18 protein-coding genes are annotated in these 19,762 nt (G+C 61.9%); 11 read left to right on the forward strand and 7 right to left on the reverse strand.

Features of this window, described 5'->3' with window-relative positions:
• Nucleotides 1-2: 2 nt before the first annotated feature.
• The 4 genes from fabA to AU074_RS14215 all read right to left on the reverse strand — a co-directional run bounded on the left by fabA (nt 3) and on the right by AU074_RS14215 (nt 5,729).
• Entirely contained in the window at nt 3-518 is a 516-nt protein-coding gene (fabA, locus tag AU074_RS14200) for a 3-hydroxyacyl-[acyl-carrier-protein] dehydratase FabA (protein ID WP_003210552.1), read from the reverse strand.
• Nucleotides 519-766: 248 nt separating this feature from the next.
• On the reverse strand, nt 767-2,668 hold the full coding sequence (locus AU074_RS14205) for an ATP-binding protein (RefSeq protein ID WP_076015240.1): 1,902 nt from the start codon (nt 2,666-2,668) through the stop codon (nt 767-769).
• Complete coding sequence (locus tag AU074_RS14210) at nt 2,665-3,576, reverse strand: ABC transporter substrate-binding protein (protein WP_076015241.1); 912 nt, start codon at nt 3,574-3,576, stop codon at nt 2,665-2,667. Before AU074_RS14210 ends, AU074_RS14205 begins: the two co-directional genes overlap by 4 nt.
• Before the next feature lie 20 nt (nt 3,577-3,596).
• The gene (locus AU074_RS14215) at nt 3,597-5,729 is read right to left on the reverse strand and encodes a TonB-dependent siderophore receptor (RefSeq protein ID WP_143503583.1); all 2,133 of its coding nucleotides are present in this window, start codon (nt 5,727-5,729) and stop codon (nt 3,597-3,599) included.
• Nucleotides 5,730-5,924: 195 nt separating this feature from the next.
• On the opposite strand from AU074_RS14215, the gene AU074_RS14220 reads away from it, so the two are divergent.
• From AU074_RS14220 to AU074_RS14260, 9 genes are all read left to right on the forward strand, one after another.
• Nucleotides 5,925-6,950: an NAD(P)H-dependent glycerol-3-phosphate dehydrogenase gene (locus AU074_RS14220; RefSeq protein ID WP_076015243.1), complete on the forward strand. Its 1,026-nt coding sequence runs from the start codon at nt 5,925-5,927 to the stop codon at nt 6,948-6,950.
• A gap of 10 nt (nt 6,951-6,960) precedes the next feature.
• Nucleotides 6,961-7,308 (forward strand): DUF4389 domain-containing protein, encoded by a 348-nt coding sequence (locus AU074_RS14225; protein WP_063028225.1) that lies wholly within the window; start codon nt 6,961-6,963, stop codon nt 7,306-7,308.
• Nucleotides 7,305-7,754 carry a phosphohistidine phosphatase SixA gene (gene sixA, locus AU074_RS14230; RefSeq protein ID WP_076015244.1) on the forward strand — a complete coding sequence of 150 codons (450 nt, stop codon included), beginning with the start codon at nt 7,305-7,307 and terminating at the stop codon, nt 7,752-7,754. Before AU074_RS14225 ends, sixA begins: the two co-directional genes overlap by 4 nt.
• A 914-nt stretch (nt 7,755-8,668) precedes the next feature.
• Nucleotides 8,669-10,336, forward strand: a complete 1,668-nt coding sequence (locus AU074_RS14235; protein ID WP_076015245.1) for an AMP-binding protein — start codon at nt 8,669-8,671, stop codon at nt 10,334-10,336.
• A gap of 31 nt (nt 10,337-10,367) precedes the next feature.
• Nucleotides 10,368-10,811, forward strand: coding sequence for a hotdog fold thioesterase (locus AU074_RS14240; protein WP_076015246.1), 444 nt, complete (start codon nt 10,368-10,370; stop codon nt 10,809-10,811).
• Nucleotides 10,812-10,909: 98 nt separating this feature from the next.
• Nucleotides 10,910-11,719 carry an alpha/beta fold hydrolase gene (locus tag AU074_RS14245; RefSeq protein ID WP_076015247.1) on the forward strand — a complete coding sequence of 270 codons (810 nt, stop codon included), beginning with the start codon at nt 10,910-10,912 and terminating at the stop codon, nt 11,717-11,719.
• A complete protein-coding gene (locus tag AU074_RS14250; RefSeq protein ID WP_076015248.1) occupies nt 11,716-12,570 on the forward strand; it encodes an alpha/beta hydrolase in 855 nt (284 codons plus the stop codon). The genes AU074_RS14245 and AU074_RS14250 overlap by 4 nt, the downstream gene beginning before the upstream one ends.
• A gap of 102 nt (nt 12,571-12,672) precedes the next feature.
• Entirely contained in the window at nt 12,673-13,491 is an 819-nt protein-coding gene (locus AU074_RS14255) for a DUF4892 domain-containing protein (RefSeq protein ID WP_076015249.1), read from the forward strand.
• 73 nt (nt 13,492-13,564) lie between these two features.
• Nucleotides 13,565-14,629 carry an AI-2E family transporter gene (locus tag AU074_RS14260; RefSeq protein WP_076015250.1) on the forward strand — a complete coding sequence of 355 codons (1,065 nt, stop codon included), beginning with the start codon at nt 13,565-13,567 and terminating at the stop codon, nt 14,627-14,629.
• 28 nt (nt 14,630-14,657) lie between these two features.
• Here AU074_RS14260 and AU074_RS14265 read toward each other — a convergent pair whose 3' ends face one another.
• A complete protein-coding gene (locus AU074_RS14265) occupies nt 14,658-15,695 on the reverse strand; it encodes a cell wall metabolism sensor histidine kinase WalK (protein WP_076015251.1) in 1,038 nt (345 codons plus the stop codon).
• The gene (locus AU074_RS14270; RefSeq protein ID WP_076015347.1) at nt 15,695-16,459 is read right to left on the reverse strand and encodes a response regulator; all 765 of its coding nucleotides are present in this window, start codon (nt 16,457-16,459) and stop codon (nt 15,695-15,697) included. Before AU074_RS14270 ends, AU074_RS14265 begins: the two co-directional genes overlap by 1 nt.
• 290 nt (nt 16,460-16,749) lie before the next feature.
• On the opposite strand from AU074_RS14270, the gene pyrF reads away from it, so the two are divergent.
• Entirely contained in the window at nt 16,750-17,448 is a 699-nt protein-coding gene (gene pyrF, locus AU074_RS14275; protein WP_076015252.1) for an orotidine-5'-phosphate decarboxylase, read from the forward strand.
• A 155-nt stretch (nt 17,449-17,603) separates the two neighbouring features.
• Here the strand turns inward: pyrF and AU074_RS14280 are convergent, their stop codons facing one another.
• The gene (locus tag AU074_RS14280) at nt 17,604-18,611 is read right to left on the reverse strand and encodes an NADP-dependent oxidoreductase (RefSeq protein ID WP_076015253.1); all 1,008 of its coding nucleotides are present in this window, start codon (nt 18,609-18,611) and stop codon (nt 17,604-17,606) included.
• Between the two features lie 227 nt (nt 18,612-18,838).
• Between AU074_RS14280 and AU074_RS14285 the strand changes: the two genes are divergently transcribed.
• Entirely contained in the window at nt 18,839-19,600 is a 762-nt protein-coding gene (locus AU074_RS14285; RefSeq protein ID WP_076015254.1) for an SDR family oxidoreductase, read from the forward strand.
• Nucleotides 19,601-19,762 lie beyond the last annotated feature (162 nt).

A 19,762-nucleotide genomic window follows, 5' to 3' on the forward strand; every position in this document is an offset into this window, starting at 1 on the left:
CCTTAAAAGTTGTCAGTGGAAGTGAATACGCCGACCCGAAGGCCTTCGGCAGTATAAATCTCGCGACCGTCGACAGTCACCGAACCATCGGCAATGGCCAGGTTCAGCTTGCCCTTGAGGACGCGCTTGATTTGAATGTTGTAGGTGACTTTCTTGGCGGTCGGCAAGACCTGGCCAAAGAACTTCACTTCGCCCGAACCCAGGGCGCGACCGCGGCCCGGCAGGCCTTGCCAGCCCAGGTAGAAGCCAACCAGCTGCCACATGGCGTCGAGGCCCAGGCAGCCCGGCATCACCGGATCGCCTTCGAAATGGCAGGCGAAAAACCACAGGTCAGGGGTGATATCCAGCTCGGCGACCAATTCACCTTTGCCGTACTTGCCACCCTCTTCACTGATATGGGTGATGCGATCCACCATCAGCATGTTCGGGGCGGGCAGTTGCGCGTTACCTGGGCCGAACAGCTCACCGCGACTGCAGCGCAGCAGGTCTTCCCGAGTAAAGGCGTTTTGTTTGGTCATGCGAGCTCCTCAATAATCCCATGCGGCAGGGCAGGGCAAATCTTCCCGGCCGACTGAAGCGTTCATGCCTCATATCGGCAGCCTACACATAGACTATTGCGTTGTAGTGAAAGTCACAGCGTCAAGGTCATGAATGTACACTTGTGCACTGAAATTATAAACCGGGCCGGTTTACGGGCCCGTTCGGGTGCCTAAGACTGCCGCACTTTCGTCTTTCACGCCAGTCGCAGTTGGCTGATGGCACCGTGTTACTGCACCCACCGCTGCAGGATTTGCTGTAAATCCGTGCGTTTGAACGGCTTTGCCAGGTAATCGTTCATTCCAGCCGCCAAACAGGCTTCGCGGTCGCCCTGCAAGGCGTTGGCCGTGAGGGCAATGATCGGCAGGTCGGCGCAACCGGGCAACTGGCGAATCTGCCGGGTGGCCTCGTAACCGTCGATGCCCGGCAGTCGGCAGTCCATCAGGATCGCGGTAAAAATCAGGCTCTCGGCACTGCGAATCGCTTCGGCGCCGTCGGTGGCAATGCTGACTTCAAATCCAAGGCTGCGCAGCATGGCTTCAACCACGGTGCGATTGACCGGGTTGTCCTCCACCAGCAACACGTTACGGCCTTCGCCTGCACTGGCACTGCCTTCGGCGTTCGGCACGATCACCGGCAAGCTCTGCTGGTAAATCGCCAGCGGAATTTCCAGGGTGAACACCGAGCCCTGGCCTTCTTCGCTCTGGGCGCGAAGGGTGCCGCCCATGCGTTCGGCCAGGGTGCGTGCGATAGGCAGGCCCAGTCCGGTGCCGCCGTAACGTCTTGAAATGGAACTGTCAGCTTGCTGGAACGCATCGAACATCAATTCCAGGCGCTCGGCCGAGATGCCAATCCCGCTGTCGCGCACGGTGCAGGTGAACCACAACAGTTCATGGTCCAGGGTCTGCCAGTGCGGTTCGACGGTGACGGTGCCGTGCTCGGTGAACTTGAGGGCATTGCCGATCAGGTTCACCAGAATCTGCCGGATACGCGTCGGGTCGCCCTGCACCTGCAGCGAGTCCAGGCCCTGCGGAATCGGCACTTCAAGCGCCAGCCCGCGTTGCTGGGCGGCATGCTGGAAGGCCTGGGCGCAGCTGCTGATCAGCTCCATCAGGTCGAACGGAATGTGCTCCAGCTCCAGGGCCGCGCGCTCGATGCGCGAGAAGTCGAGGATATCGTTGATCACTTTGAGCAGGTGTTCGGTGGACTCTGAAGCCAGCGCCGCGTATTCGGTCTGCTCCTCGGTCATGTCGGTGGTTTCCAGCAACTGCAGCATGCCCAGCACCCCGTTCATCGGCGTGCGCAGTTCATGGCTCATCATCGCCAGGAAGTCTGACTTGGCATTGTTTGCCCGCTCGGCTTCTTCGCGAGTCTGGATCAACTGGGCCATGGCCTGGTGCTGTTCACGACTGGCCTGGTTCAAGCCATCGGCTAGATTATTGATGTGGCGCGACAGGTCGCCCAGTTCCGAGTCATCGACAATGGGCAGTGGCGTCTGGTAATCGCCCTGTTGGATCGCCTTGACCGCATTGCCCATGGCGCTGATCGGCTGCGACAGGCTGGCCGCCAGGCGCCGGGCCAATAAGAAGGTAAACAACAGGGCGAACAGCGCGAGAATCCCGGCCTTGAACAGGATTTCCTGTTGGCGCTGGCTGAACGCATCGTTGGACATACCCACAATCACCCGGCCCAGGTAATCCGCACGAGGCGCCTTGGGCTCGGCGATGTTGTCCTGGAAGAAGTCATTGCCCAGTTGGATATGTTGCAGGCGAATCGGCGCCTGGAACACTTTCACCGACAGCGAGCGGTCGTGCTTCTCCGACGGTTGCTCGACGTACACCAGAATGTTTTCCGTGCTGTCCTGTATCTCCAGAAAGCGCACATGCGGCGTGGCCAGGGTGGCCCGCAACAGGCTTTCGAGCACGTCGTTGTTGCCGGAAATAACCCCGTATTCGGTGGCCGGTGCCAGTTGGTTGGCGATCAATTGGCCGGTGTGGTCCAGCTCCTGGCGCAAGTCCTGGATCCGTACGAAGGTAAAGAAGCTGATCAACAGCAGCGTCAACAGGAGTGCCGGGCCCAGGGTGATGAGCTGGGTTCGGGTGTTGATGTCCCAACGGCGACGAAATGTCATGGGCGTTTTTCTCCTTCGGCCAGGCGGGCGGCGACGTTGGTTTCGTCCACCTGTTCGATCCCCAGTGAGCGCGCAACCTGCGGGTTGCCCACGACTTTGAAGCGTTCCGGGTACAACGAGCGCGGCCAGTTGGCGGGCGCATGGTCCAGCAGCCGGTCGAGTACATCCAGCCAGTCGGCCTGATCGCTGTAGGTGCTGGCCAGGCTGCCGGCCTTGACGAACCCGGCGTTGGGCCCGACCAGTGGCAACTGCCTGGCGTAGCTGCTGAGCAGCAGGTTTTTCGCGGTTTTCGGGTTGTACAGCTGGGGATCATCCAGCCCCAGCAAGACGTCGCTGCTCTTGAACAGGCTTTGCAGCGGACGACTGTCGTTAGTGTTGTCCCAAAGCTGGGGCACGATCTCCAGCCCCATCGGCGCCGCATGCTGGCGCAACTCGCGGAGCAGGAATTCGCTGTCGATCCCATAGAGCACACCGATGCGCCGGGCCTGGGGCAGGATGCCGGTGATCAGGCGCAGTTGGCGGTCCAGTGGCGGGTCGCTCCACAACAGGCTGATCTTGGGGGGCACGCTGTCACCCAGGCGCTGGCGGGCTTGCAGGCGGCTGATGCGCAGCACCAGGGTCGGCGGGCCCTGGGTGTCCTGCAGGCGCCAGTCGAGGCTGGGCAGGTCCAGCAGGATCAGACGGGTACTGGCCGGCAAGTGCGCGGGGGCGGGAAGGTCTTTGAGCGGGGTGAACTGCACATGGTCTTCGGGGCGCTGTTCGCTCAGGGCCTGGACGAATGCTTGTACGCCCGGGCCGTCTTCGTCGGCGGTCAGCAGGATTTGCGCCGCCCATGTCGGTGCGGCAAACAGTAAAACCCCAAACAACAAACAGCGCCGCCAGAGTCGGGCGGTAAAGGAGAGGGTCATCCGTGACAAGTCGCTATCCACTAGAACTCTAACTCCGCACTGAAGTAGAGCACGTGGCGTTGGTCATAGTTGTTGTCGGGCCAGGTGGTGGGCTGATTGTCGAGACGTTGTTGCAACATGCCGGCCAGCTCCACGTTGGCTTTGCCCAAGGCAATGCGCTTGGCCACCCGCAGGTCGACCCGTTCGAAGCGATACTGGTTGAGCGCGTCGTCGCCATAGTAGAACACCGCACTGGACCAGCCATGGCCCCATTCCCGCATCCAGCCGGCCGAGCCGCTGTTGCGGGCGGTTTGCTGTCTGTCCAGCGGGTTGGTGGCGCTGGCGTCTACGTAAGCATAGGTCAGCCGCAGCCGGTCGGCGGTGCTCATGTGCCAGTCGAGTTGGGTTTCAGTGCCGGTAAAGCGCGAGCTGTTGGAGTTGCTGGCGATGTACTGGTTGTTGCGCAGCGGCTCGCTGACCATGTCGCTGATTTCGTCATAGAACAGCTTCACGTCGACGTTCAGCCCGATGTCGGCAAAAAAGCCGTTGTAGCCCAGCTCCCGGGAGCGCATCAGCTCTTTGTCGAGGTTGCCCGGGCCGCGGGTTACCACGAAATATTGACCGGAGTTCTGGCCGTAGGCCGGCGAACTGAGGTTGGTGACGCGGTAACTCCAGTTGACGTTGTTCTCGAACATGTCGGGCGAACGGATGGCTTCGGAGTACACCGCACGCAGGCCGTGACGCGGGTTGATCAGGTAGTTGACGGCCACCCGGGGCGTCAGCGAGTTGCCGCTCAGGTGGGTGTCCTCATACATTGCGCCGCCCTGGAGCAGCCAGTGTTCGCTGGCACGCCATTCCAGGTGGCCAAACATGCGCCAGGTGGTGTCGTCCAGGGTGCCGTTGAAGTAGGTGTCGGAGTCGGCGCGGTCGTACCGGTAGTTCATGCCGCTGACCAGGCGCAGGCTATCGGACAGGCTGAGGGTGTCCTGAATCTCCAGGTCGTAGCGGCTTTCTTTGGTGCTTTGGTCGATGTTGCCGCAAACCGGGTCCTTGCCGCCGTCACCCCATTGCTGGAGCACCTGCCGGGCCAGCGCCTGTTCGGCGGGGCTGCCGGGTGGAAGGTTGCCGGGGTTGAAGTTGTTCATGTGCCGGGCCAGTCGCTCGGCATAGTTGGGATTGAGTTGCCACAGCTGGGTCAACTCCGGGCTGAACGAGACCTTGGCGTCGCAGGCGCGCCAGATCTGCCTGCGATCCCACTGCTGGGCCGAGCCCTGGATATACAGGCTGTGATCAGGATTGAAGTCGAAGTTCCAGCGCAGGGAGCCGGCGTAATCCTTGGCGCTGACGTCAGAATTTGTACCGCCTTCGGTAATCCCGTCGAACACCGGTTGGTAGGTGTACGGGCGTTGGTTGGTACCTTCCTTGGCGTCCAGTTGCCAGTCGATGCTTTGTTGCGCGTTCAGGGTCTGGCTCACGGCGAGGCTGAAGCGGCTCAGGCGGCGACTGTCACGGCGGTCGGCGCCCACGCGGTCGCTGTCAAAACCATCGTCCTGTTGGCCGGAGAGTGACAGGCGCAAGTCGCCGGTTTCCCAGCCCATGCCCTGGCTGGCGTACCAGTCGTTGATCCCGCGTCCGCCCTGGGTGAGTTTCATCCGGGTGCCGTGGCTGTTGGCCGGCGAGCGGGTGAGGATGTTGACCACCGCCATCAGCGCGTTGGCACCGTAGCTGACGGTGTTGGGGCCGCGGAAGACTTCGATGCGGTCGATGTCTTCCAGGGCCACCGGAATATCGCTCCAGTCCACCGTCGCCAGGCCCGCGCGGTATACCGAGCGACCATCGATCAGCACCTGCATGCGCCGGGCGTCGCCGGCCTGGGTGCCGTGGTAATTCACGGCGGCCTGGTTGCCGGTGGTGTAGCCGACCATCATCCCGGGCACCAACCGCAGCAGTTCCGGGATATCCCGCGCACCGCTGGCCTTGATCAACTCGCTGTCGATCACCGTCATGCTGCCGGGCACGGCGGCGGCCGATTGCTTGAGCCGGGTAGCGGTCAGTACCTGCGGCAGCGGTTGGCTGTCGAGGAACAGATCGTCGGCCAGCAACGGTGCACTGCACCACGGCATGCACAACAGCGTCAGCAGAAGGGATGAGCGAGGAGGAGGGCCCAAATACACGGCACGGCCTTGATAATTACGGATAGCCGCCCATGTTAACTGAGGCGGGGCCTTTTGCCAGTCGTCGGCCCTGTAATTACTTCGCACAAATGTCGCATTTTCCGACGAGTGTTTGAATTGACGCGGGGGCTGGCCGCAAGCGGGTCGCTCCGTATAATGCGGCCATCGCCACTGCTATGGATTAACGGATTGCATATGACTGAACAGCGCCCTATTGCGGTCCTGGGAGGCGGAAGTTTTGGTACCGCCGTGGCTAATCTGCTGGCTGAAAATGGTCACCAGGTGCGTCAATGGATGCGTGACCCCGAGCAAGCCGAGGCCATCCGGGTCAACCGGGAAAACCCCCGTTACCTCAAAGGCATCAAGATTCTGCCGGCCGTGGAGCCGGTGACTGATTTGCAGGCGACGCTGGACGAGTGCGACCTGTGCTTTGTCGCGCTGCCCTCCAGCGCCCTGCGTTCGGTGCTCGCGCCCCACGCCGAGCGGTTGGCGGGCAAGCTGCTGGTCAGCCTGACCAAGGGCATCGAGGCGCACACCTTCAAGTTGATGAGCGAAATCCTTGAAGAAATCGCCCCCGAGGCACGCATTGGCGTGTTGTCCGGCCCGAACCTGGCGCGGGAAGTGGCTGAACACGCGCTGACCGCCACCGTGATCGCCAGTGAAGACGAAGAACTTTGCGAACGGGTGCAGGCAGTGCTGCACGGTCGCACCTTCCGCGTTTACGCCAGTGCCGACCGCTTCGGCGTCGAGCTGGGCGGGGCGTTGAAGAACGTCTACGCGATCATCGCCGGCATGGCGGTTGCGCTGGGCATGGGTGAAAACACCAAGAGCATGCTGATCACCCGTGCCTTGGCCGAGATGACCCGCTTTGCGGTCAACCAGGGCGCCAACCCGATGACCTTCCTCGGCCTTGCTGGCGTGGGCGACCTGATCGTCACCTGCTCGTCACCGAAAAGCCGCAACTATCAGGTAGGTTTCGCCCTCGGCCAGGGCCTGAGCCTGGAAGACGCCGTGACGCGTTTGGGCGAAGTGGCCGAAGGCGTCAACACCCTGAAGGTGCTGAAGGCCAAGGCCCAGGAAGTCGGGGTGTATATGCCGCTGGTCGCCGGTTTGCACGCGATCCTGTTTGAAGGGCGCACCTTGAACCAGGTCATCGAGTTGCTGATGCGGGCCGAGCCGAAGACCGATGTCGACTTTATTTCCACCAGTGGTTTCAACTGAGGAACGCGTCATGAACGATCCGAAAGCAGCTCCCAAGTACGAATCCATTGGCCTGCGTGTGCTGTGGATGCTGGTGTTTGCCCTGGTGTGGCAAGTGGCGCAGTTTCTGCTGGGGGCGCTGGTGGTAGTGCAGCTGGTTTACCGGTTGGTGTACGGCGCGCCGAACCTTGGGCTGATGAATTTTGGTGACAGTTTGAGTCAGTTTTTGGCGCAGATTGGGCGGTTTGGCAGTTTTCACAGTGATCAGAAGCCTTGGCCGTTTGCTGATTGGCCGACGCCCCGTGCACCGGAAGGTGAGGCTGCTCACAGCGTGCCGCCGGCGCCGCATCCTGTGCGTGATGAGGAACCGAAGCTATGAAGGTGTGGGTGTTGCGTCACGGTGAGGCCGAGGGGCATGCGCGTACGGATGCTGAGCGTAATTTGACGGCCCATGGGCGTGAGGAGGTTTTGCGCAGTGCGGGGCATCTGATTGGGCAGCCTGTGCGGGCGATTATTGCCAGTCCGTATGTGCGGGCGCAGCAGACGGCGCAGTTGGTGCGGGAGGCGTTGGGGTTTGAGCCTGAGATCCGCACTGTGCCTTGGTTGACGCCCGAGAGTAATCCGCTGGAGGTGCTCAAGCATCTGGATAATGACGATGATGTGTTGTTGGTCAGTCATCAGCCGTTTGTGGGGGGGCTGATCAGTTATTTGCAGCATGGGCATTTGCGGCAGCCGCAGGCTATGAGTACGGCGAGTTTGGCGGAGTTGGAGGGGGATTTTCCGTTGGCGGGGTTGATGAGTCTTTTGAGTGTTCGGAATCCTTAAGGTTGGTTTGGGTTTAGGGTACATATCCGTTTCTTCGGTAACGGCCGCTTATGGTTCCGCTCTTACAGCGGGTCACTTTTGAAAAGCGCAAAAGTAACCAAAACGCTCTGCCCCGCCTGTCGGCACCTCGCCTAGGCTCGGTGTTCCCTCACTCCGGCATTGCTACGCGGGCCGCCGCGACGGGCCATCCATGGCCCGGCGCGGCTAAACCGGCGTCCTGCCGGTTTACCCGCTCCGCAATACCTGCGTTCGGCCTCGGGCTGAATGGGGCAGTCAGATCAAAAGCAGATCAAAAGCAAAAGCACAGCGGCCTCCCGGCCGGCTTGAGTGTTAAGAGCGAAAGCAAAGCTGCTTTTCTGTAGGAGCGAGCTTGCTCGCGAAAAACCTGAGAACGCCGCGTTCATTCAGGATGCCCGCGTCATCGTTAACGACCTTCGCGAGCAAGCCCGCTCCCACATTTGGACCGTGTCCGCTTTAGCTTTTGCTGTTGCTTCACCACACTCAAGCCGGCCTGTAGGCCGCTGTGCTCTTGATCTGCTGTTGATCTTGATCTTAGGCGCCCCGTTAAACCACGCTGGCCGAACGTAGGCAGTACGGAGCGGGTAAACCGGCAGGACGCCGGTTTAGCCGCGACGGGGCAGGGACGCCCCGTCGCGGCGGCCCGCTTCGTGCTGCCGGAGCTGAGGGCACACCGAGCCTAGGCGAGGTGCCGAGTGGTGGGGCAAGAGCCTTTTGGTTACTTTTGGGCTCTTTTCAAAAGTGACCCGCTGTAAGAGCGGAACCAATACAAGCCATCACCCAAATAACGGATATACACCCCAAACCAGCAGAACTTGCACCCCCCGCGCTCCCATGAAATAGTCAGCCAAGCAAGTGCTTGGTTGGCTACCATCGGAACACAAAGGAGCGCGTCCATGTCTGTCGCTATTCGTTTGCCGCTGCAAGTCTTCTTCGACCGCGAAGCCCGCCACCCACGGCAACGATTCCTGGTTCAGCCCATCAAAGGCGGCGAGGTCCAAACCCTCACCTGGGCCGAAGCCGGCCACCAAGCCCGCTGCGCCGCCCACTGGCTGCGCGCCCGCGACCTCCCCCAGGGCTCGCACATCGCCCTGATCTCGAAAAACTGCGCCTACTGGATCATCGCCGACCTCGCCATCTGGATGGCCGGCCATGTCTCCGTGCCGCTCTACCCCAACCTCACCGCCGACTCCGTCGCCCACGTACTCGAGCACTCCGAAGCCGCGCTGGCGTTCATTGGCAAACTGGACGACTGGCCTGCCATGTCCGCCGGAGTAAAGGCCGACCTGCCCACCATCAGTCTGCCGCTGTGCCCCGAAGGCGAATTCGACTTCACCTGGGCCGACCTGCAAACCTGCTCACCCATCCAGGACAACCCCACGCCAGCCGCTTCAGACCTGGCCACCATCATCTACACCTCCGGGACCACCGGCCTGCCCAAGGGCGTGATGCACAGCTTCGGCGCCCTGGCTTTCGCGGCCACTCGCGGCACTGAATTGTTCGGCCTGGGGGAGGGCGACCGCCTGCTGTCCTACCTGCCGCTGTGCCACGTGGCCGAGCGCATGTTTGTGGAAATGGCCTCGATCTACACCGGGCAAACCGTATTTTTCGCCGAGAGCCTCGACACGTTTCTTACAGACCTCAAGCGGGCCAGGCCGACAGCACTGTTCGGCGTACCGCGCATCTGGACCAAATTCCAGATGGGCGTCTACAGCAAAATCCCCGCAAGCCGCCTCGATACCTTGCTGCGCCTGCCCTTCATCGGCAAACGCGTTGGCCACAAAGTGCTCGCCGGGTTGGGCCTGGACGCCGTGCGCGTGGCAATCTCCGGCGCAGCCCCCGTGCCCGAAGCCCTGTTGGTCTGGTACCGCAGGCTCGGCCTGGATGTGCTGGAGGTCTACGGCATGACTGAAAGCTGCGGCTACTCCCACGTGTGCCGCCCCGGCGAGCAGAAACTCGGCTGGATCGGCCCGCCATGTCCGGACGTTGAAGTGCGCATCGGTGACGACGGCGAAGTCCAGGTGCGCAGCGGCGCGACTATGCTCGGTTATTTCAAGGATCCGGTGAAAACCGCCGAAACCATTACCGCCGACGGCTTCCTGCGCACCGGCGACAAGGGCGAGCAGGGCGCCGATGGCCGACTGCGGTTGACCGGACGGCTCAAGGAAATCTTCAAGACCAGCAAAGGCAAATACGTGGCCCCGGCGCCGATTGAAAACCGCCTGGCAGAGCATGCGCGTATCGAGCAGGTGTGCGTCGTAGGCGATGGCTTGAGCGCGCCCATGGGCCTGTGTGTGTTATCTGTAGTGGGCCTGCAAGACGCCGATGGCCAGGGGCGCCAGGCGTTGCAGGTCAGCCTCGAGCGCCTGCTGGAAGAGGTCAACCAGGTGCTGGATAAACATGAACGCTTGCGCCAACTGGTGGTGGTGAAAGACAGTTGGGCGGTGGAAAACGGTTTCCTCACGCCGACCTTGAAGATCAAGCGCAACGTGATTGAAGCCGTCTACGGGTCGCAGTTTCCGGCCTGGAGCGCGCGCTCCGAAGCCGTGCTGTGGCAGGATTGAGCACTGACATAAAACCAATAAGGACCGATCAATGAGCCTGTGGCGCACCCAACCCAACATCGAACAACTCAATGCGATCCAGAAAAACACCATCGGTGAAGTGCTGGATATTCGCTTCGAAAGCTTTGACGACGAGTCTCTGACCGCCAGCATGGTGATCGACCACCGCACCCATCAACCCTACGGCCTGCTGCATGGCGGCGCGTCGGTGGTGCTGGCGGAAACCGTGGGCTCCATGGCGAGCTACCTGTGCATCGACGCCAGCAAGTTCTATTGCGTGGGTCTGGAAATCAACGCCAACCACCTGCGCGGTTTGCGCAGCGGGCGGGTGACGGCGGTGGCCAAGCCGATTCATATCGGGCGCACCACCCACGTATGGGACATCCGCCTGACCAGCGATGAAGGCAAGGCCAGCTGCGTATCGCGCCTGACCATGGCCGTGGTGCCGCTGGGCGAGAACCCGCCGGCCCGATAGGCGTGGCGTGAGTGTCATCATTCCTGGCAGTTACAGTCATTGCCGTGACTGCCCGGTCTGGGGAGAATCAACGCTCTGTTTATGGTGATGGATCAGGTATGTCGCAGCACGTGTTTTTCGCTCACGCCAATGGCTTTCCTTCGGCGACCTACGGCAAGTTGTTTGCCGCCCTGGCCCCGGAGTACGCCGTCGCGCATTTGCCGCAGCACGGTCACGACCCGAGGTTTCCGGTGGATGACAACTGGCAGAACCTGGTGGACGAACTGATCCACCACCTTGAGCAACAACCGGAACCGGTGTGGGGGGTGGGCCATTCGTTGGGGGGCGTGCTGCACCTGCACGCGGCCATGCGTTGCCCGCAGTTATATCGCGGCGTGGTGATGCTCGATTCCCCGGTGCTGACCCTGGCGGATCGCTGGGTGATCCGCGCGGCCAAGCGCTTCGGTTTTATCGACCGGCTGACCCCGGCGGGTCGTACCCTGGGCCGTCGTGAAGAGTTCGCCGACCTGGCGGCAGCGCGCCAGTACTTTGCTGGCAAGACCCTGTTTCGCGGCTTTGATCCCGAGTGTTTCGACGCTTACCTGCAACATGGCCTGGAGCAGGTGGGCGACCGCCTGCGTCTGCGCTTTGATCCGGCCACCGAGATCAGTATCTACCGTGGCGTGCCCCACACCAGCCCCGGCCAGGCCCGGCAACTGAAAGTGCCGCTGGCGGTGGTGCGTGGCCGCCAGAGCCGGGTAGTGATGCGTCACCATGCCAGCGGCGTGGGGCGCATGCCCATGGGTGAAATGCTGACCATGCCCGGCGGCCACATGTTTCCTCTTGAGCGCCCACAGGACACTGCCACCTTGATCAAGAATCTGTTTGCCCGTTGGGAAGCTCGCCAGCGCGAGCGCAGTTGCGCATGACCGCGCCCGTCGAAGAAGTCCGCCTGGCGTTGCCGCACATCGAGTTGGCGGCGCATCTGTTTGGCCCTGAAGACGGCTTGCCGGTGATTGCCCTGCATGGCTGGCTGGACAACGCCAACAGCTTCGCGCGTCTGGCGCCGAAACTCGATGGCCTGCGCATCGTTGCGCTGGACATGGCCGGCCATGGTCATTCGGCTCATCGTCCCGTCGGTGCCGGTTACTCCCTGTGGGATTACGTCCACGATGTGCTGCAAGTCGCCGAGCAACTGGGCTGGAAACGTTTTGCATTACTTGGCCACTCCCTCGGCGCCATCGTTTCCCTGGTGTTGGCCGGCGCCTTGCCGGAGCGAGTGACACACCTGGGATTGATCGATGGCGTGATCCCGCCGACCGGCACCGCAGACAACGCCGCCGAACGCCTCGGCATGGCGTTGCAGGCGCAATTGAACCTGCAGGACAAACGCAAACCGGTGTACAGCACCCTCGATCGGGCGGTGGAAGCGCGGATGAAAGGCGTGGTGGCGGTCAGTCGCGAAGCCGCCGAACTGCTGGCACAACGCGGCCTTATGCCAGTTCCCGGAGGTTACACCTGGCGCAGCGACAGCCGGCTGACCCTGGCTTCCCCTATGCGTCTGACAGAAGAGCAGGCGATGGCCTTCGTGCGTCGGGTCGGCTGTCCGACGCAACTGGTGGTCGCCGAAGACGGCATGTTGGCGAAACATTCCGAATTGCTTTCCGGGCTTCCATTCCAGGTGGCCACCTTGCCCGGTGGCCATCATTTGCACCTGAACGACGAGTCAGGCGCTACCCTTGTTGCAGACTGTTTCAATCGGTTCTTCTCCACGCCTTGACTTGGCGGAGTCAACTGCCGAGGCTGGGCGGATCGAAAGGGAGTCAACCATGAACGATCTCAACACCGCAGCGCACCCCAATGGCCTGGGCGCGCTCATCCGATGAGTATGCCGAAGGGATTTATCCGTATTCTGGGGCTGTGCTGTTTCAGCCCGCTGGTGTTCGCCGCCGACGTACCGGGTAGCCAGGACTTGCCCTCCGTGGCCCGTCAGGCCGACGCGCAGATCGTCGACTACCGCCCCGCCGAAGATAAAGAACGCATCTACCCGCTGGGCTCGATCCGCAAGATCAGCGGCCAGCTGCGCTACGAAGGCCAGGCCACCGCCCGCGGCCAGACCACCGCCATCACCTATGAACTGCCTGCCGAACACACTTCCAGCGCTGCATTCACCGCCACCCGCGAAGCCTTGCAGGCCCAGGGCGCGCAGTTGCTGTTCTGGTGCCAGGCCCGCGATTGCGGCGAAAGCAGCCTGTGGGCCAATGAAGTTTTCGGCAACGCCAAACTGGTAGGCGCCGACGGCCAGCAGGAATACCTGTTGCTGCGCCTGGCGGCGCCCCAAGACAATTCCCTGGTCGCGCTGTACGGCATCACCCGGGGCAATCGCCGGGCGTATCTGCATGTAGAGCAGTTGGACGCCAGCGCACCGCTGGGTGACTTGCTACCGACTTCCGCCACGCTGCTGCGGGAGCTGAAAAGCACTGGCGAGCTGGACTTCCCCAAGCTGGGTACCGAACCTGACGCCACCTGGCTCACCCTTATTTCCCGTGGACTGAACCTGGATGCCACCTTGCGGGTCAGTTTGACCGGGCCCACCGCGGAAGCATGGCGCCAGGGCTTGATTGATCAGGGCGTACGTGCGGCCCGGCTGGAAACCGGCACCGCCGAAGCGAAGGGTTTGCACCTGCATCTGATACGCTGACCGTTCCAGGGCGAACGGACCCGCGCCGTTCGCCTAAGCTCTTCCTCTTACAGACTTCTTTTCGAGAAACCACATGCTCAATAACGATCGCCTGCTGGTGCAGATCCTGCTGCTGGTGTTGTTTGGTGCCAGCTTCTGGGTGATGGCGCCGTTCTGGTCGGCGCTGTTCTGGGGCGCGGTGCTGGCGTTTGCCAGTTGGCCGGTGATGCGCCTGCTCACCCGCTGGCTGGGTGGGCGCGAATCCCTGGCTGCCGGAATCCTGACCCTGGTCTGGATGCTCTTGGTGGCGTTGCCGCTGGTTTGGCTGGGGTTCAACCTGGCTGATCATGTGCGCGACGCCGTTGGCTTGATCAAGGATATCCAGGTGGATGGTTTGCCCGAGGCACCGACCTGGCTCGGCTCCATTCCTTTTGTCGGCGAGCGGTTGGTGGCGATGTGGGACAGCATCGACCAGCAAGGCGCGGCGTTGATGGTCACCCTCAAGCCGTACCTGGGGCAGGTGGGCAACTGGTTGCTGGCCCGAAGCGCGCAGATTGGCGGCGGGATTCTGGAGCTGACCCTGAGCCTGGTGTTTGTGTTCTTTTTCTACCGGGACGGGCCGCGCCTGGCGATGTTTGTCCATCGTCTGCTGGAGCGGTTGATCGGCGACCGTGCGGGCTACTACATCGAACTGGTCGCGGGTACGGTGCAGCGGGTGGTCAACGGTGTGATCGGCACCGCTGCCGCCCAAGCCCTGCTGGCGCTGATCGGCTTCTGGATTGCCGGGGTGCCGGGAGCATTGGTGCTGGGCATCGTCACGTTCCTGCTGAGCCTGATTCCCATGGGGCCGCCGCTGATCTGGATACCGGCCACCGCCTGGCTGGCGTGGAAGGGTGACTACACCTATGCGGTATTCCTGGGTGTGTGGGGCACATTCATCATCAGTGGCGTGGACAACGTGCTCAAGCCCTACCTGATCAGCCGTGGCGGCAACCTACCGCTGGTGATCGTGCTGCTGGGGGTGTTTGGCGGGTTGATTGCGTTCGGTTTCATCGGCCTGTTCATCGGCCCGACGTTGCTGGCTGTGGCCTATAGCTTGCTGACGGACTGGAGCGCCAGCCAGGCTCAGGTACGGCGGGACGATAAAGCCGGGCAGTAAAGGTTCATGCAGGGCGTAGGAACCATTCCTACGCCCTCGGCAGCCACATCACTGCCGTCAGTCCACCGCCCGGCGTTTCCTCCAGGCTCAGCCGTCCACCGAGGCGTTCAACCGCTTCCTTGGAAATCGTCATCCCCAACCCCACGCCGCCGGAGTTCCGGTTGCGCGAGCCTTCCAGCCGATAAAACGGCTCAAACACCGCCTCGCGTTTATCCGCCGCAATCCCCGGGCCATGGTCGATCACCTTGATCACCAGCGCCTGCGGGCTGTCCGCCAGTTCGATGCGCGCGGTGCCGGCATAGCGCAAGGCGTTGTCGATCAGGTTGTTCAGGCACGAACGCAGGGCCATCGGTTGCACCTGCAACGGCACACATTCACCACTGCATTGCACGTCGGAGCCGCGGTCCTGGGCGTTTTCACTCAGGGATTCCACCAGCGCCTGCACATCCAGCCAATGCCGGGTTTCACTGGTGCGTTGTTCGTGCAGGTAGCTCAGGGTGGCGTCGAGCATGCCGATCATGTCGTCCAGGTCCTGGCGCATCTGGCCCTGCAGCTTGGTGTCTTCGATCTGTTCCAGGCGCAGTTTGAGCCGTGACAGCGGCGTGCGCAGGTCGTGGGATACAGCGCCCAGCATGCGGGCACGCTGGGTGACCTGTTCGCGGATTCGCTTTTGCATCAGGTTAAAGGTCGACGCTGCCTGCCGTGCTTCCCGTGGGCCGGACTCGTTCAGCGGTGGGCTGTCGAGGTCCAGGCTCAGGCGTTCGGCTGCGGCGCTCAGGCGCTGGATCGGCCGGCTGAGTAACTTGGCGCCATACCAGGCCGCGATTATCAGCGAGAAAAACTGAAACGTCAGCGGCACCACAGGCCCGCCGAACCAGGGACGGCGATGCGCCTTGGGCATTGGCGTCAGGGTCCCGTCCGGTTCCTCGATGAAGGTTTCGTGTGGCGGTGGCGGCGGCGGGCCATAGTGGTGAAACCAGAAAAATGCCAGCGCGTGGGCCAACACAATCGCCACCAGCAACACACCGAACAGCCGCCCGAACAGGGTGTTGAAGGCGTTGCGCATCAGCCGATATCCCGGGCGTCGAACAGGTAGCCTTCACCGCGTACGGTCTTGATCAACTGCGGAGCCTTGGGATCATCCCCGAGTTTTTGGCGCAGGCGCGAGACCAGCAGGTCAATGCTGCGATCAAACGCTTCGATGGAACGGCCACGGGCCGCATCCAGCAATTGCTCGCGGCTCAGCACCCGGCGCGGGCGCTCGATAAACACCCACAGCAAGCGGAATTCGGCGTTGGACAGCGGCACCACCAGGCCATCGTCGGCCACCAGTTGGCGCAGCACGCTGTTGAGGCGCCAGTTGTCGAAGCGGATATTCGCCCGTTGCTCGGTGCGATCATCCCGCACGCGACGCAGGATGGTCTGGATACGCGCCACCAGCTCGCGAGGCTCGAAGGGCTTGGACATGTAATCGTCGGCCCCCAGTTCCAGACCGATGATGCGGTCGGTGGGTTCGCAGCGGGCAGTGAGCATCAGGATCGGGATGTCCGACTCCGCTCGCAGCCAGCGGCACAGTGACAAACCGTCTTCACCGGGCAACATCAGGTCGAGCACCACCACGTCGAAGGTTTCGGCTTGCATGGCCTGGCGCATGGCGGCGCCATCGGTCACGCCGCTGGCGAGAATATTGAAGCGCGCCAGGTAATCGATGAGCAGTTCGCGGATCGGCACGTCGTCGTCGACGATCAGCGCGCGGGTGTTCCAGCGCTTGTCTTCACCCACAAGCGAGCCTTTTTGATCGTCATTCAGCGCAGGAGTCAGGGTTTGCATGGTGCGATCATCTACCTGGTGGGCCGCCGGGCCGAAGATCGGCGGCGAGGTTGTTGCGTTCAGCATAGGCGCCCAGCCCCGGGGCTGGAAGTTCTGTACGGTGGTTCACGTGTGCGAGGCTAATCTTCGGGGGTATTGCAGGCATGTCGGGAATGTATCGGTTTCGACACAATTGCCAGGGAGCCCGCAATCTGGCGGCTAAATCGCGAATTACCGATCATCGGATCCCGCAAACGCGCTGCTTGCGCTACAATCCGCGCCGATTTCGACTTGCCTGAGAGCCCATTCCAATGTCCGTCTGCCAGACTCCTATCATCGTCGCCCTGGATTACCCCACCCGTGACGCCGCACTGAAGCTGGCTGACCAGTTGGACCCCAAGCTTTGCCGGGTCAAGGTCGGCAAGGAGTTGTTCACCAGTTGTGCGGCAGAAATTGTCGGCACCTTGCGTGACAAAGGCTTCGAGGTGTTCCTCGACCTGAAATTCCACGACATCCCCAACACCACCGCGATGGCGGTCAAGGCCGCCGCCGAAATGGGCGTGTGGATGGTCAATGTGCACTGCTCCGGCGGTTTGCGCATGATGGCGGCGTGCCGTGAAGTGCTCGATCAGCGCACCGGCCCCAAGCCATTGTTGATTGGCGTCACCGTGCTGACCAGCATGGAACGTGAAGACCTGGCCGGCATCGGCCTGGATATCGAGCCACAGGAACAAGTGCTGCGCCTCGCCGCCCTGGCGCAAAAGGCGGGTATGGACGGCCTGGTGTGCTCGGCGCTCGAAGCCCAGGCGTTGAAGACCGCCCACCCGTCGCTGCAACTGGTGACCCCGGGGATTCGTCCTGCGGGCAGCGCCCAGGACGACCAGCGTCGCATCCTGACGCCGCGCCAAGCGTTGGACGCCGGTTCCGATTACCTGGTGATCGGTCGCCCGATCAGCCAGGCGGCCGATCCGGCCAAGGCACTGGCGGCGGTGGTTGCCGAGATCGCCTGACCTACCCGATCTGAAGCGGGCTCGGTAAAAAAATGTGGGAGCGGGCTTGCTCGCGAATGCGGTAGATCAGTCAAGAAATCCAGTGGCTGACACTCCGCCTTCGCGAGCAAGTCGAAACGTCGCACCGCCGCTCCCACATTTGGTTCTGCGGTGTGTCAGCTGACCTTCAGTACCAACTTCCCAAAGTTCTCGCCGTTGAACAGTTTCATCAACGTTTCCGGGAACGTCTCCAGACCTTCGACGATATCTTCCTTGCTCTTGAGCTTGCCCTGAGCCATCCAGCCGGCCATTTCCTGCCCGGCAGCGGCAAAATTCGCCGCGTGATCCATCACCACAAACCCTTCCATACGCGCACGATTGACCAGCAATGACAGGTAATTGGCCGGCCCTTTGACGGCCTCCTTGTTGTTGTACTGGCTGATGGCGCCGCAGATCACCACGCGGGCTTTCAATGCCAGGCGGCTGAGCACGGCGTCGAGAATGTCACCGCCGACGTTATCGAAATACACGTCCACACCTTTCGGGCACTCGCGCTTGAGGCCGGCGTGCACGTCTTCGTTTTTGTAGTCGATGGCCGCATCAAACCCCAACTCATCCACCAGGAACTTGCATTTGTCGGCGCCGCCGGCAATGCCCACCACGCGGCAGCCTTTGATCTTGGCAATCTGCCCGGCAATGCTGCCCACTGCGCCGGCCGCGCCGGAAATCACCACGGTGTCTCCGGCCTTGGGTGCGCCGGTGTCCAGCAGGGCAAAGTAGGCAGTCATGCCAGTCATCCCCAGTGCCGACAAATAGCGCGGCAGCGGTGCGAGTTTCGGATCGACCTTGTAGAAACCCCGTGGCTCGCCGAGGAAGTAATCCTGCACGCCCAAGGCACCGTTGACGTAGTCCCCCACGGCAAATTTCGGATTGTTCGAGGCGATGACCTTGCCTACGCCCAAAGCGCGCATGACTTCGCCGATCCCTACCGGCGGAATGTAGGATTTGCCCTCGTTCATCCAGCCACGCATGGCCGGGTCCAGGGACAGGTATTCGTTGTGCACCAGCACCTGCCCGTCCTGCGGCGTGCCCACCGGTACTTCCTGGTAGGTGAAGGTGTCCCGCGTGGCAGCGCCGACCGGGCGTTTGGCGAGCAGGAATTGGCGGTTGGTCTGGGCAGTCATGGCAGGGACTCTTGAGAAGTGGACCTTGAGTGATAGACCCTTCGAGCCGCACCGGCAAGGTGCGCGGCACCTGCGAATGCCCCTCGATCCACTGCAATGATAGTGACGCCGGTCCCGTTATCACTGCGGCTCATGGTTCCCCAACCGGGCGTTTGATAGTGCTGACGTGCCCATGGCCGCTCTGGCTAGACTGGGGTCATCGAGCATCCCCATCGAAGGACATCACCATGAGCATGACATTTTCCGGCCAGGTAGCCCTGGTGACCGGGGCGGCCGCGGGCATTGGCCGCGCCACTTCGCTGGCGTTCGCCGCTGAAGGCTTGAAAGTCGTAGTTGCCGATTTGGACGCGGCGGGCGGCGAGGGCACTGTGGCGCTGATTCATCAGGCCGGTGGCGAAGCCGTGTTTGTACGCTGCAATGTCACCCTCGAAGCGGACGTACAGCAGTTGATGCAGCAGACCGTAGCCACCTATGGTCGGTTGGACTATGCCTTCAACAACGCCGGAATCGAGATCGAAAAGGGCAAGTTGGCCGATGGCAGCCTGGATGAGTTCGACGCAATCATGGGCGTCAACGTCAAGGGCGTGTGGCTGTGCATGAAGTATCAACTGCCGTTGCTGCTGGCCCAGGGCGGTGGTGCCATCGTCAATACGGCCTCGGTGGCGGGGCTGGGGGCGGCGCCGAAGATGAGTATCTATGCCGCGTCCAAGCACGCGGTAATCGGCCTGACCAAGTCGGCGGCGATCGAGTACGCGAAAAAGAAAATCCGCGTCAACGCGGTGTGCCCGGCGGTGATCGACACCGATATGTTCCGACGTGCCTATGAGGCTGATCCACGCAAGGCTGAATTTGCTGCCGCCATGCACCCGGTCGGGCGTATCGGCAAGGTCGAGGAAATCGCCAGCGCGGTGCTTTACCTGTGCAGCGACGGTGCTGCGTTTACCACAGGCCAGGCATTGGCGGTGGACGGTGGCGCGACTGCCATTTAGGAACTGACGCTGATGCCATTCAGAAAAGCGTTGGCCGCGCTGTGAGGCTTTTCCGCAGATGGCCAGATGCCTTGGCTGAATGTGTATCAGTAGGTAAATAATCCAATTAAATCAATGATTTAATAAATCTTCACCACGGCTGTCATTGGGCTTCTGTGCTTA

The sequence above is a fragment of the Pseudomonas sp. ATCC PTA-122608 genome (genome assembly GCF_001952855.1).
Lineage (GTDB): Bacteria > Pseudomonadota > Gammaproteobacteria > Pseudomonadales > Pseudomonadaceae > Aquipseudomonas.

Coding starts and splice junctions, on each gene's coding strand:
- AU074_RS14210 (WP_076015241.1), bottom strand. CDS start 3,576: ATGACCCTCTCCTTTACCGCCCGACTCTGGCGGCGCTGTTTGTTGTTT.
- sixA (WP_076015244.1), top strand. CDS start 7,305: ATGAAGGTGTGGGTGTTGCGTCACGGTGAGGCCGAGGGGCATGCGCGT.
- pyrF (WP_076015252.1), top strand. CDS start 16,750: ATGTCCGTCTGCCAGACTCCTATCATCGTCGCCCTGGATTACCCCACC.
- fabA (WP_003210552.1), bottom strand. CDS start 518: ATGACCAAACAAAACGCCTTTACTCGGGAAGACCTGCTGCGCTGCAGT.
- AU074_RS14235 (WP_076015245.1), top strand. CDS start 8,669: ATGTCTGTCGCTATTCGTTTGCCGCTGCAAGTCTTCTTCGACCGCGAA.
- AU074_RS14270 (WP_076015347.1), bottom strand. CDS start 16,459: ATGCAAACCCTGACTCCTGCGCTGAATGACGATCAAAAAGGCTCGCTT.
- AU074_RS14205 (WP_076015240.1), bottom strand. CDS start 2,668: ATGACATTTCGTCGCCGTTGGGACATCAACACCCGAACCCAGCTCATC.
- AU074_RS14255 (WP_076015249.1), top strand. CDS start 12,673: ATGAGTATGCCGAAGGGATTTATCCGTATTCTGGGGCTGTGCTGTTTC.
- AU074_RS14280 (WP_076015253.1), bottom strand. CDS start 18,611: ATGACTGCCCAGACCAACCGCCAATTCCTGCTCGCCAAACGCCCGGTC.
- AU074_RS14260 (WP_076015250.1), top strand. CDS start 13,565: ATGCTCAATAACGATCGCCTGCTGGTGCAGATCCTGCTGCTGGTGTTG.
- AU074_RS14265 (WP_076015251.1), bottom strand. CDS start 15,695: ATGCGCAACGCCTTCAACACCCTGTTCGGGCGGCTGTTCGGTGTGTTG.
- AU074_RS14220 (WP_076015243.1), top strand. CDS start 5,925: ATGACTGAACAGCGCCCTATTGCGGTCCTGGGAGGCGGAAGTTTTGGT.
- AU074_RS14225 (WP_063028225.1), top strand. CDS start 6,961: ATGAACGATCCGAAAGCAGCTCCCAAGTACGAATCCATTGGCCTGCGT.
- AU074_RS14285 (WP_076015254.1), top strand. CDS start 18,839: ATGAGCATGACATTTTCCGGCCAGGTAGCCCTGGTGACCGGGGCGGCC.
- AU074_RS14240 (WP_076015246.1), top strand. CDS start 10,368: ATGAGCCTGTGGCGCACCCAACCCAACATCGAACAACTCAATGCGATC.
- AU074_RS14245 (WP_076015247.1), top strand. CDS start 10,910: ATGTCGCAGCACGTGTTTTTCGCTCACGCCAATGGCTTTCCTTCGGCG.
- AU074_RS14250 (WP_076015248.1), top strand. CDS start 11,716: ATGACCGCGCCCGTCGAAGAAGTCCGCCTGGCGTTGCCGCACATCGAG.